At 64.5% G+C, this 11,942-nt stretch carries 10 protein-coding genes; 7 read left to right on the top strand and 3 right to left on the bottom strand.

The features are described from left to right. Nucleotides 1-6: 6 nt before the first annotated feature. Both BANT918_RS06285 and BANT918_RS06290 read left to right on the top strand, forming a co-directional pair. Nucleotides 7-768: a CPBP family intramembrane glutamic endopeptidase gene (locus BANT918_RS06285; RefSeq protein ID WP_101619557.1), complete on the top strand. Its 762-nt coding sequence runs from the start codon at nt 7-9 to the stop codon at nt 766-768. A gap of 130 nt (nt 769-898) precedes the next feature. Continuing rightward, nucleotides 899-3,388 (top strand): PhoX family protein, encoded by a 2,490-nt coding sequence (locus BANT918_RS06290; protein WP_101619433.1) that lies wholly within the window; start codon nt 899-901, stop codon nt 3,386-3,388. Nucleotides 3,389-3,596: 208 nt separating this feature from the next. Here the strand turns inward: BANT918_RS06290 and BANT918_RS06295 are convergent, their stop codons facing one another. Together BANT918_RS06295 and BANT918_RS06300 are read right to left on the bottom strand one after the other, a co-directional pair. Next, nucleotides 3,597-4,241 carry a VOC family protein gene (locus BANT918_RS06295; protein WP_101619434.1) on the bottom strand — a complete coding sequence of 215 codons (645 nt, stop codon included), beginning with the start codon at nt 4,239-4,241 and terminating at the stop codon, nt 3,597-3,599. A gap of 177 nt (nt 4,242-4,418) precedes the next feature. Then, complete coding sequence (locus BANT918_RS06300; RefSeq protein ID WP_101619435.1) at nt 4,419-4,904, bottom strand: inorganic diphosphatase; 486 nt, start codon at nt 4,902-4,904, stop codon at nt 4,419-4,421. 112 nt (nt 4,905-5,016) lie between these two features. Between BANT918_RS06300 and dacB the strand changes: the two genes are divergently transcribed. The 3 genes from dacB to tilS are packed head-to-tail and all read left to right on the top strand — an operon-like array spanning nt 5,017 to nt 8,517. Then, a complete protein-coding gene (gene dacB, locus BANT918_RS06305; protein ID WP_101619436.1) occupies nt 5,017-6,483 on the top strand; it encodes a D-alanyl-D-alanine carboxypeptidase/D-alanyl-D-alanine-endopeptidase in 1,467 nt (488 codons plus the stop codon). Continuing rightward, nucleotides 6,480-7,496 (top strand): zinc-dependent metalloprotease, encoded by a 1,017-nt coding sequence (locus BANT918_RS06310; protein ID WP_101619558.1) that lies wholly within the window; start codon nt 6,480-6,482, stop codon nt 7,494-7,496. Before dacB ends, BANT918_RS06310 begins: the two co-directional genes overlap by 4 nt. Next, nucleotides 7,483-8,517 (top strand): tRNA lysidine(34) synthetase TilS, encoded by a 1,035-nt coding sequence (tilS, locus tag BANT918_RS06315; RefSeq protein WP_101619437.1) that lies wholly within the window; start codon nt 7,483-7,485, stop codon nt 8,515-8,517. Before BANT918_RS06310 ends, tilS begins: the two co-directional genes overlap by 14 nt. A gap of 22 nt (nt 8,518-8,539) precedes the next feature. On the opposite strand, the gene BANT918_RS06320 is transcribed toward tilS, so the two are convergent. Further along, the gene (locus tag BANT918_RS06320) at nt 8,540-9,799 is read right to left on the bottom strand and encodes an amidohydrolase family protein (RefSeq protein ID WP_101619438.1); all 1,260 of its coding nucleotides are present in this window, start codon (nt 9,797-9,799) and stop codon (nt 8,540-8,542) included. A 109-nt stretch (nt 9,800-9,908) separates the two neighbouring features. Between BANT918_RS06320 and BANT918_RS06325 the strand changes: the two genes are divergently transcribed. Together BANT918_RS06325 and hpt are read left to right on the top strand one after the other, a co-directional pair. After that, on the top strand, nt 9,909-11,213 hold the full coding sequence (locus BANT918_RS06325; RefSeq protein ID WP_101619439.1) for a CynX/NimT family MFS transporter: 1,305 nt from the start codon (nt 9,909-9,911) through the stop codon (nt 11,211-11,213). Nucleotides 11,214-11,260: 47 nt separating this feature from the next. Next, a complete protein-coding gene (gene hpt, locus BANT918_RS06330) occupies nt 11,261-11,812 on the top strand; it encodes a hypoxanthine phosphoribosyltransferase (protein WP_009883401.1) in 552 nt (183 codons plus the stop codon). Nucleotides 11,813-11,942 lie beyond the last annotated feature (130 nt).

Genomic DNA, 11,942 nt, shown 5'->3' on the forward strand with positions numbered 1-11,942 from the left:
GGATCCATGAGAAGCGAGCTCGAACCACAGGAGAAGAAACGCCTGTGGTTCGAGCTCGGTCTCGTTGCCGCACTCTCGCTGGGCCAATCCGCTGTATATGCGATTGTGCGCTTGGCCGACATCACCTCCCGCGGTCCGATCAGCGAAGCCCAGGCGAAGCTCAACACCTCGATGTCGCCGCGGCCCGGGTTCGACCTCGTCTACCAGATCCTCGATATCGGTTTCACGCTCGTGCCCGTGCTCCTGGCCCTCTACCTGCTCACTCGCGACACCGATGCCCCGCCCCTGAGCACACGGCTGGGCGTGAACGGTCAGAGCGGGAAAGACTTCGGTCGTGGAACGCTGATCTTCACCATCATCGGCATCGGCACTCTGGCCGTCTACGCGGGCGGCAGGGCCCTGGGGATCACGGCCGAGATCCAGCCTGCCAACCTCGGCGATCATTGGTGGGCCATTCCCGTGCTCATCCTGGCGGCAGCGAAGAACGGCATCGTCGAAGAGATCATCATCTTCGGCTTCGGGGCCGAACGGCTCCAGCGTCTGGGCTACGGGATGTGGCCGATCATCATCAGCCTGGCGGTCTTTCGTGCCAGCTACCACCTGTACCAGGGCATTGGGCCGTTCATCGGAAACGTCGCCATGGGCATCATCTTCGGATGGTACTTCATGCGCAGGGGCAGACTGATGCCGTTGGTGTGGGCGCACTTCATCATCGATGCCGTGGGCTTCCTGGCACCGGGAATCCTCGCCCTCGTCGACGTAGGCTGAACTGGTTCACGCGCAGTTCATGCACCGGTGGTTCTGGGTCCAACTGATCCTGACAGTCTCGATCTGGTGAGCCCGACTCCGCTTCGCGAGGTAGGGCCGACAGACCCGATCCGAGGAGACAACCGAACCGATGGCACCCCTACGTGAACTTCTGCCCATGGCCGGCCACGTCCGTGGCAAGCGCAGCCCCGTCACCTGCGCGCTCAAATGCGACAACGCGTGCACGAAGGCCATCTGCAACACGTCGTCCAACAGCTACTTCCGTGACATCGTCGGGGCACAGCTGTCCCGCCGAGCAGTGCTGGGGGCGTCGGCGGCGGGAGCATTGGCCATCGCAGTCACGACCGCACCGAGTCCGACCACGCGTGCAGCAGCGGCAGCGGCCGGCACCAGAGGCAGCCTCGACTTCACCGCAATCGACCCGGTCCAGCACGAGGTCGACGCGTTCATCGTCCCCGAGGGCTACTCCTGGCATCCCGTCGTGCGCTGGGGTGACCCGCTGTTCCCGGACGCGCCGAAGTTCGATCCCGAGAACCAGAGCGTCGAATCGCAGCGTCGCCAATTCGGGTACAACAACGACTACCTCCAGATCCAGGTCGATGACAGTGGAGACGGCAACCGTGCCCTCCTGTTCTCGAACCAGGAGTACACGAACGACGCGCTCATGTACCCGGACACCTTAGACAAAGCCACCCAGCGCGCCATCAGCCGCGACGCTCACGGGCTGACCGTGGCGGAACTGGTCCGGACCAATGAGAAGACCCCGTGGAAGGTTGATGTCAACGGCGCGAACAACCGCCGTTTCCTCATCGACACCGAATACGAGTTCACCGGACCGGCAGCCGGATCCGACCTGCTCCGGACCAAGGACTACCCGGGCGGCGACAAGGTCCAGGGCACCCTGGGCAACTGCTCGGGCGGTCTGACTCCCTGGGGAACACTGGTCTCCGGGGAGGAGAACTTCAACTCCTATTTCAAGGCGCAGGGCACCTCGGCGGCCGACAAGCGCTACGGTCTGAGCAACGACGCCTCCGCGAACGGCTGGGAAGCCGATCTGAACCGCTTCGACACGAACAACTCCGGCTACTCTAACGAGGCCAACCGATTCGGCTGGATCGTCGAGGTCGACCCGCGAGATCCCGAATCGACTCCGCTCAAGCACACGAACCTGGGACGCCTCAAGCACGAGGGTGCGAACATCACGATCGCCGATTCCGGTCAGGCCGTCGCCTACATGGGCGATGATGAGAGGTTCGACTACCTCTACAAGTTCGTCTCCACGGACAAATACATCGCAGGCGACCTGTCGCACAACATGACCCTGCTGACCAAGGGCGACCTGTTCGTCGCGAAGTTCACGGGCAACTCCCCGAAGGGTGAGATCGACGGCAGCGGTGAGGTGCCGACCGACGGTGAGTTCGATGGCAGCGGGCAGTGGCTGCCCCTGATCAAGGACGGCAAGTCGCAGGTCTCGGGAATGGCCATCGAAGAGGTGCTGGTCAACACCCGATTGGCAGCGGACAAGGTCGGCCCGACGAAGATGGACCGCTGTGAGGACGTCGAGCCCAACCCCGTCAACGGAAAGATCTACGTCGCGTGCACGAACAACTCGGACCGAGGCGTGGACGGCAATGCCGCGCCCGACGAGGCGAACCCGCGCACCGAGAACCGCGACGGACACATCGTGGAACTGACCGAGCGCAGCGGCGACCACACCGGCACCGAGTTCGACTGGACTCTGCTGTTGGTGTGCGGTGACCCGAAGCAGGGCGACGCAACCTACTTCGCAGGCTTCCCCGACGACCAGATCTCACCGATCTCCTGCCCCGACAATGTCGCCTTCGACACCGCCGGCAACCTGTGGATCTCAACCGATGGTGCACCCGACGGCATCGGATACTGCGACGGCCTGTTCAGGGTCACCATCGAGGGTGAGCAGCGGGGACGCGTCGAGCAGTTCCTCTCCGTCCCGCGTGAAGGCGAGGTCTGCGGACCGCTCGTCCACGACTCCTACAACTCGGCGTTCGTGGCCGTCCAGCACCCCGGTGAGGACGGCGAATACTCGGATCAGCACTCGCGGTTCCCCGACTATGTCGACGCCACGGATGTCGACAAGGGCATGGCCGCGATTCCCCGCCCGACGGTGGTCCAGGTGATCAAGGGCAGCGGCGAAGAGCCCACCGACCCGCCGACAGAGGATCCGAAGGACGCGGACGCAGACGCTGACGGGAACGAGGACGGCTCGTCGGACTCAGTCGATGGGTCTGAGGGATCGGCCGATGGATCTGACGCCTCGTCCGAGGGGTCGAAGAGCGGATCGCAGGACGGTGCAAAAGACGCCGCCGCGGCCGGAGCGGCAGGCGCGAGTGATGCCGGTTCGAACGGCGGATCGGGTTCGAGCGGGTCCGGCTCGGGGTCAGGCGGTTCGGGGTCAGGTGGCTCCGGCTCCGGTGGTGGCGGTGACCTGCCGCGCACCGGCAACGACAGCACTTTGCCGCTGCTTGGCGGAGGAGCTGGTCTGCTTGCCGCGGGTGGTGCGATGGCAACTGCCGCGCACATGCGCAAGAAGAAGTCGGCTGAAGGCGCTGAGGACCTCCCAGAGGAGTCCGCGGAGGCCTGAAGTCGACCCGCGCGACCGCTGGCCTGGCAGACGTCCGACGGTTGGTATGTTCTGCTCGAAGAAGTTCAAAACTTCGAGCAGCACATACCAACCGTCGGTCAGTCTTCGTCAGAATTGTTGAGGGCAGCACACCGAAACGGTGTGCTGCCCTCAACGTTGTGCGGCGTCAGTCGACCGGCGAATGCCGATCAGAACGGACTACGGCATCTCAGATGGTGACGAGGCCGTTCTTCGCGGTGTCGAAGCTGATCGACATGATGCCTGGGGTGCCGTGCGGCGCCGACCAGTCGATGTGGATCTCCGGGATCGGCTTGGGATCCTGAGTGCCCAACCAGTCGCGGAGTCGTTCACGATCCCCGGCGATCTGCAGGGTGTCGAGGGCGACGTCGCCGTTGGTCTTATACGACGAGGGATGCTGAGACGAGTCGGCTGCCCACTTGATGAAGAACGGAAGCTGGGGGTCGGCGATGAGCCCCTTGATTCCGATCTGCAGCCACCTGAGTTCCAGGCCTGATTCTGGGGTGCGGTTTCCGTCGACGGCTTTGCGCTCGAGGCGGGTCTCCACACCGGCGAGGTCATCGACCGAAACGCACCAGCCCATCCAGCCGCCGCCGAGCTCGGATCGAGCTCGGACTGCCTGGCCGAAGGGCGTTGACAGCGCGGCCGGGTGCTCCAAGGCTTCGACGACTTCGAGGTAATGACCGTTTGCGAGAGGGAAGATCAGATTCCTGGTACCGAATCGAGGATGCACACCACCGTCGTAGGGAACCACGCCGAGCTTCTCCGAGATTCTCTCGGCAGTGGCTTTGTACCCGTCTGGTTCGCTGGCGAAGGACACATGATCGAGTTTCATGTCTCGACACTGGCATAACCTGGCTCACACTTCTTATTAGGATCACCTAAGTAGTGGGTCGTTCCAGGTAGAGCAGCCACTCATCTGAAGAATGCAGCGACCGCCCGGACGGCGAGGTTCGGGCGGTCACTCATCACGGGTGGGGTGAAGCTTCACCCCACCTCGGCGAGGCTGAACTCAGTGAGACTCTTTGAAGCGGGCGATCGAGGCGTTGACCTCGGCCTCGGCCTCAGTGCGGCCGACCCAGCTGGAGCCCTTGACGAACTTGCCCGGCTCAAGGTCCTTGTAGCGAGTGAAGAAGTGCTCGATCGAGTCGAGGGTGAACTGGTCGACGTCGCCGATGTCCTGGTAGCTCTCCCACCGAGGATCGCCGGCCGTGACACCGAGGACCTTGTCGTCCCCGCCTGCTTCGTCTTCCATCTTGAACATGCCGATGGGGCGCACATCGATGAGGACGCCCGGGAACAGAGGCTCGGGTAGCAGCACGAGAACGTCGAGCGGGTCACCGTCGTTGCCCAAGGTGTCCTCGAAGAAGCCGTAATCTGCGGGGTACTGCATCGAGGTGTAGAGGTAGCGGTCGAGCTTGACTCGACCGGTCTCATGATCGACCTCATACTTGTTGCGCGATCCGCGCGGGATCTCGATTGTGGCCAAGAGTTCCATAGTGCTCCTTCAAGCTAGGGTTGCATCACTAGAATAGAGCTTACAAGTCCCCACGAACGACAACCACAACGGCTACGGCGAGGACGACTGCAATGAGAATGAGAGCCCGCGCTTGAACCAGATCTCTGAGCGGAGAAGGCGGAAGCGGTCGAAGAAGGCTGTCGCCGGTATCACTGCAGGCAGCCTCGCCGTCGTGCTGGCCGCGGTGGCGGCAGTCGACGCCTACGACGTCTTCCCCGAGCTGCCGGGAATACTGACCACTGACCCCGCGATCGAGGTCCAGGCGATCCCCGCGCCCGACGCACAGGGGAAAGACCTGCCCGCGCCAGCCTCGGCGCTGGATGATTCCGCACCCGTGCCCACCACGGTCCCCGACAAGGTGGACAAGGTCCTCTCCGACGCCAAGGTCAAGGGCTTCGGTATCGAGCTCCGCGACGGGCTCAGCGATGACATCCTCTACGCCAAGAAAGAGAACAGACCCCGCACGCCGGCCTCGGTGACGAAGGTGCTCACTGCGTCGGCGGCGCTGCTGACGATCGGTGGGCAGAAGCGTCTGAGCACGACCACGGAATTCGACCCGTCCACCTCGACGGTGACCCTGACCGGCGGCGGCGACTCGCTGCTGGGTGCGGGGGAGTCCCTGCCGGGCGCCGTGAATGGCCACGCTGGACTGACAACACTGGCGCAGCGCACCGCTGAGTCACTGCAGAGCCAGAACGTCGCCGAGGTGGCCCTGGACCTGGACACATCCCGGTACACGGGCGAGGACTTCAGCCCCGGATGGGAACGTGGTGACATCGCCAAGGGCGTCATCACACCGATCCAGCCGCTGATGATCGACACCGGCTACGTCGGCAGCAAAGACAAGGAGTGGCGCGGACGCAGCGAGCACCCGGCCAAGGACGCCTTCGCCGTCTTCTCCAAGAAACTCAAAGCGGCCGGGATCACGGTCACCGACACCCCGAAGACTGCCGCAGAGACCGGGGGCGCCGCGAGACCCGATGGAGACTCTGAAACCAGCGAGCTGGCGGAGGTGGAGTCGGCGACGATCTCCGAGATCGTCGAATACGCGCTCGTGCACAGTGACAACGTCGTTGCCGAGGTTCTCGGCAATGAGGTCGCCATCGCCCAGGGCGAGCCGGGCAGCCTGGAGGCCGCCCCCGAAGCCGTGCTGGCGGCCCTGTCCGATTCCGTCGACCTGGGCAGCACCCACCTCGAGGACACCTCGGGCCTGTCCTATGACAACCAGATCAGCCCGCACGACCTGACGACCATCCTGCAGGCATCGGTCGTCGCCGACGATTCGCTGGCCAGCCTCATCAGCTATCTGCCCGTCGGCGGATTGACCGGCACACTGACACAACGTTTCACCAAGGATAAGAACGCAGCCGGGACGGTGCACGCGAAGACGGGGACCCTGTCGACCGTGACCTCACTGGCAGGAGGGGTGCTCGACGCTGATGGACGCTATCTCGTCTTCACCCTGCAGATCGACGACGTGGACAAGGACAAAATATTGGAAGCCAGGAAGACCGTGGACGATATCGTGGCAGCACTCGCGAATTGCGGCTGCCGATGATCGTCGATGAGAAATTCGCCGCCCGCACAGCCCGGGAACTCGTCCCCGCAGCGCGCGTGCCCAACACCGATGAACTCGACGAACTGGTCGCCGGACTCAAGGACAATGCGCTGACGGCGCAGGAGCTCGTCGTCGACTCGTTCCTCCTCGACCCTGCCCATGCCGATGATGTGCGCACGCGCCTGGGCGCCGGCTCCGTGCTCGTGCTTGATCAGATCGGCTGGATCAAAGCCAACGCCCAGTCCCTCAACGGCATGGTCGACGCGGACGCTCTGCCCGCACCTGTCGGCCCGGGGGCGGCGAAGGCGGCCGCCGTGGAACTGGCAGGTGTGCTCTCGCTGCTGTCCACGCGAGTCCTGGGCCAATTCGACCCCTTCGCGGTGGCCACGGGCCGCCTGATGTTCGTCGCCCCCGCGGTCCTCCTCGCCGAGGAGGCCATGAACGTCTCTGCCCGCGACTTCCGTATGTGGGTGGCCCTGCACGAGGCGACGCATCAGGTTCAGTTCGCCACCGCACCCTGGCTGCGTGAGCACATGCGCTCTCTCCTGTCCCAAGTGGTCGCGACCCCGCTCAAGGCGCCTGGGATCCGCGGCCTCGCCGACGTCTTCTCCACTGTGGGCCAGATCGTCAAGGGTGAGGCGAGCATGGTCGACCTGATCAGGGACGAGGAGATGCGCAGCGCACTCGACGAGGCTACTGCTATCCTCAGCCTGCTCGAAGGACACGCAGATGTGGTCATGGACGAGGTCGGCATCGAAGTGATCCCGAGCGTGGCGAAGCTGCGACGCAAGTTCGAAGCCCGCCGAGACGCCGGTCAGGGCGGATTCCTGTCGAATCTGCTGGGCATGAACCTCAAACTTGCCCAGTACCGCGACGGCGCCACCTTCGTCCGCGCCATCCGCAAGGAAGTCGGACAGACCGGCTTCTCCGCCATCTACGCCAGCCCGGAGAACCTGCCGAAGAGCGAGGAGATCCACACCCCGAGCCTGTGGTTGGACCGTGTCCACGGCTGAGGGGCCACCACCTCGGCGTCCGAGCCTCGATCCAGACAGCGGGGCGATCCGCAACTGTGTCCGTGAAGCGTTGGCCTTGGTGGGGCAGCCTTCCGAGCAGCAGCCGAATGTCATCGTCGCGGTCTCCGGGGGAGCGGACTCAATGGCGCTGCTGCACGCCTGCGCCTTCCTCCACCGACGAGGCGAACTGCGTGCGCATGCCGTGACCGTCGACCATGGGCTGCAGCCCTCGACCGCCGAGGTGGCCCGCCGGGTCGTAGCGATCGCCGAATCCTGGGGTGTTCCCGCCGAAGTCGCCACCGTCACCGTCGATGCTGGTGCTGAGGGGCTCGAAGCCGCCGCCCGTGATGCTCGCTACGGCGTACTCGAAGCCGCCCGGGCAGTACATGCGGCGAATTGGGTGCTGACCGCGCACACTCGAAGCGACCAGGCGGAGACAGTGCTGCTGGGGCTGATGCGCGGTTCGGGCACGAGGTCCCTGGCAGGAATGGCTCTGCGCACCGACACCGTGGTGCGCCCCCTGCTCGGCATCGAACGGGCGAGCACCGTCGCCTCGTGCCGGGCTCAGGGAATTGAGGTCTGGAACGACCCGATGAACGTCGACGATTCCTTCGCCCGGGTGCGGGCTCGCAGCCTACTGGCCTCCCTGGAGACCGACCTGGGCCAACCCATCACCGCGAACCTGGCTCGCACCGCCGAACTGTGCCGTGCCGATGCTGACTGCCTCGACGAACTCGCTGAGACCTCTGCCGCCACGATCCGCGGGCGCACGAGGGTGAGCTTGAGTGAAGTGGCGGGGCTGGAAGATGCGATCCTCTCCCGCGTCGTCCGCGACTGGCTGATCTCCCTCGACGTGCCCGCGCAGAGCTTCGGCGCCGCCCGTGTGAGCGAACTGTGCGCCCTGCTCCGGGAACCTGGCGCATCGGGTCAGGCACACGCTCGTCTGTCACTGCCAGGTGACACAGAGGTCATCGTCACCGAGCAGTTCCTGGTCTTCCGACGCGACGCGAAGACTGTCTGACCTCAGCGCCCGGTCGTTGGGCTCAGGCCTCGCCGTCGACCAGGTGGCCACCGGTGGCCACCAGCTCTCCGTTCTTGAAGACGTCACGATCGGCCGGGCAGTCCATGATCGCCGAGGTGACTGTATCGGCCTCGACCAGCAGGAAGTCCGCGGGCGCACCGATGCCCAGACCGAAGCGGGCATCATCGACCAGCGCTGTTCCATCCGGTCGGGCACCGGCCATCACCTGCGCCCCACCGCGGGAGGCGATGTCCAGGCAGGTCTCGATGTCCTCATCACGACGGTGCCCATTCGTGAATGCCAGCTGCCAGGTCCGCCGCAGCAGGTCACCGTCACCGTAGGGACTCCAGTAGTCGCGCTGTCCGTCCTCGCCGAGGCCCAGCGCCACCCGATTCTCACGCAGGCCTCGCTGCGGCAGGACACCGTTCTGCGGTGCCACAGTCGTCAGCGAGATGCCCGCCTCAGCGACGAGCTCGACGATCCGGTCGACCTCTGATGCAGGGTTCGAGCTCAGAGCGAAGGCATGGGAGATCGTCACCTGCCCCTCCAGGCCGAGAGCCTTCGTCCGGTGAGCGATCTCCTCGAACGTGAACACGCCTGCGCTGCCGCGCTCATGCAGATGGATATCGACGCCCTTGCCGTGTTTCTCCGCAAGACCGAAGACGACATCGAGATGCGCGACCGGATCGCGGTCGTATTGGAGTGGGTCGAGCCCACCGACCAGATCGGCACCCTCGCTCAAGGCCGCGTCGAGAAGATCTCTGACACCCTTTTCGGCCACGATGCCGGCCTGCGGGAAGGCGACGATCTGAGAGTCGAGGATCGCGGCGTGATCGGCCAGCGCGTCCCGGACGCCGAGGAAGCGCTCGAGACCGCAGTCGGCGTCGATCTGGGTGTGCGAGCGGATGCGCGTCCCCCCGGAGGAGACGATCTTTGCGATCACGAAGGCAGCCTGGTCACGGACGCTGCGCTCGCCCTGCCTCCAGTTCTCCCGATCGTTCATGATGAAGCCGTGCAGCGTTCCGTCTGCCGTGTGGGGGCGGAAGGTCTGACCCATCCGGTTCGAATCGAGATGGGCATGAACGTCACCGAGGCTGGGCAGCAGGGCTCGTCCCGCCCCATCGATGACGTCGGCGCCGTCGATGCCGACATCGGTGCCGCCGACCGTCTGCGCCGAGGCAGCCGCTGTGAAAGCGGCGAAGCGTCCGTTTTCGATCTCGACATCAACGGTGGCGGCATCGGCAGTGCGGGGAAAGAGGCGAACATTTCTCAGACTGGTCATCATCATCCTTCAACGTGGGAGGGCACCTGTCCTCCAAATGGTATACCGCGATGTGGCTCGGGCATGGACCCGTGGGCCCAGCGTGCACATCGTCTGAAAGGATGAGGCAATGACCTCTCAGCCCGAATACGGCCATCGTACGGGTCGGGGACTCGACGTGCTGGCACTCGTGTGCCTCATCCTCATCGCCTGCTCGCTGCGCCCGGCAGCATCGTCGCTGGGTCCCGTCCTCTCCGAAGTTCAGGGCGCCTACACTCTGGTCGAATGGCAGACGGGCCTGCTCACAGCACTTCCCGGGCTGATCTTCGCGATCTGCGGGTTCATCGCCGTTCCCGTGCTCAAGAAGATCGGGCTGTTCAGCTCGCTGGTGATGACCTGCGTGCTGATCGCGGTAGGTGTGGGCGCTCGGGTGCTCGTCGACAACTGGGTCGGCTTCGCCGGGCTGTCCGTGGTCGCTCTGGCCGGAATGTCCATCGGAAACGTCATTCTGCCGGTGTACGTGAAAACGCGCTTCCCCGACCGAGCCAGCCTCGGTGCCACCGCCTTCACTGTGTCGCTGGGACTGGGGGCGATGTTCCCTGCCTTCCTCACCGCACCCATCACCGGCCACTTCGACAACTGGCGCGTGGGACTCGGTGTCTGGGCACTCGTGCCGGCCTGCGCACTGGTCAGCTGGATCATCCTCAAGCTCGCCCGATCCGTCCCCAACCTGGATCAGCCTGCGCAGGACACGCACGAGGCGGACCCGCCTCGGCGGCATATCTTCACCTCGTCCAAGGCCCGGTACATGGCGATGTTCTTCGGTCTGCAGTCGGTCAACGCCTACGTCCAGTTCGGGTGGCTGCCGCAGATCTACCGTGATGCGGGGATCGATCCGGTTCTCGCCGGTCTCATGCTCACGGTCGTCACCCTCGGTGGGATCCCCGGTGGATTCCTCGCCCCGCAGATCATCATGCGCAACATCCTGCCGCGCTTCTTCCTCGTCACCTTCTCCGTCAGCGCCGTGTGCGGCTACCTCGGACTGCTCCTGATTCCCACGACCGTGCCAGTGCTGTGGGCCATCCTCCTGGGCTACGGTGGCTTCGCCTTCCCCGCTGCGCTCGCCCTCATCACAGGCCGCACGAAGGACGTGTCGATCACCGCCCGAACCTCAGCGTTCGTGCAGTCCAGTGGCTATGTGCTGGCTGCGATCGGTCCCTTGGCCGTCGGTGGACTCCTCGGGCTGAGCGGCGGCTGGTCGGTGCCGCTGTGGTTCATGATCTGCGTCGCAGCGCTCATGGGTGTGACCGGGTACCTCGCCGCCACCCCGGGCACGGTCGACGACGAGCTGGAGACAGCAGGGCCTCGTGGTGGCGCGTCAGGCACCTGTGGCGGCACGGCGGGCCTCCGTGGTGGCATGCCGGGGCAGAAGTGAATCATAATGGAGACACATCCCACCCCAAGCGAGGAGAAACGACCCCAGTGGACATCAACGATCTCGGCAATGACATCGAAAAGGTACTTGTCTCGGAAGAACAGATAGCCGCGCGACTCGTTGAACTGGCAACCGCCATCGATGAAGACTACAAGGGCAAGGACATCTTGCTCGTCGGCGTCCTCAAGGGTGCTGTCATGGTCATGGCGGATCTGGCTCGCGCGATCCATTCGCCTGTCACCATGGACTGGATGGCCGTCTCCTCCTACGGTTCAGGCACCAAGTCCTCCGGCGTGGTGCGCATCCTCAAGGACCTCGACACGGACCTCTCAGACCGGCACGTGCTCATCGTCGAGGACATCATCGACTCGGGCCTGACCTTGTCCTGGCTGGTCCAGAACCTGCGTTCGCGTGGAGCGGCGACTGTTGAGATCTGCACAATGCTGCGCAAGCCCGAGGCTGTCAAGGTCGACATCGACGTCAAGTACATCGGTTTCGACGTTCCCAACGAATTTGTCATCGGCTACGGGCTCGACTATGCGGAGAAGTACCGCAACGTTCCGTTCGTCGCCACCTTGGCTCAGCACGTCTACAGCTGAGCGTTGCGCATGAGCAATCCGCGTATTGGCTGAGTGCCTGTTTCGCCCGGGAACAAAACCGGGTGCATTCGAGCTAAGTCAGTGCGAGGTATTAGGCTGTGGGGGATGTTCCCAGGCAGCCTCGGTAGCC

The organism is Brevibacterium antiquum CNRZ 918 (genome assembly GCF_900169145.1).
Lineage (GTDB): Bacteria > Actinomycetota > Actinomycetes > Actinomycetales > Brevibacteriaceae > Brevibacterium > Brevibacterium koreense.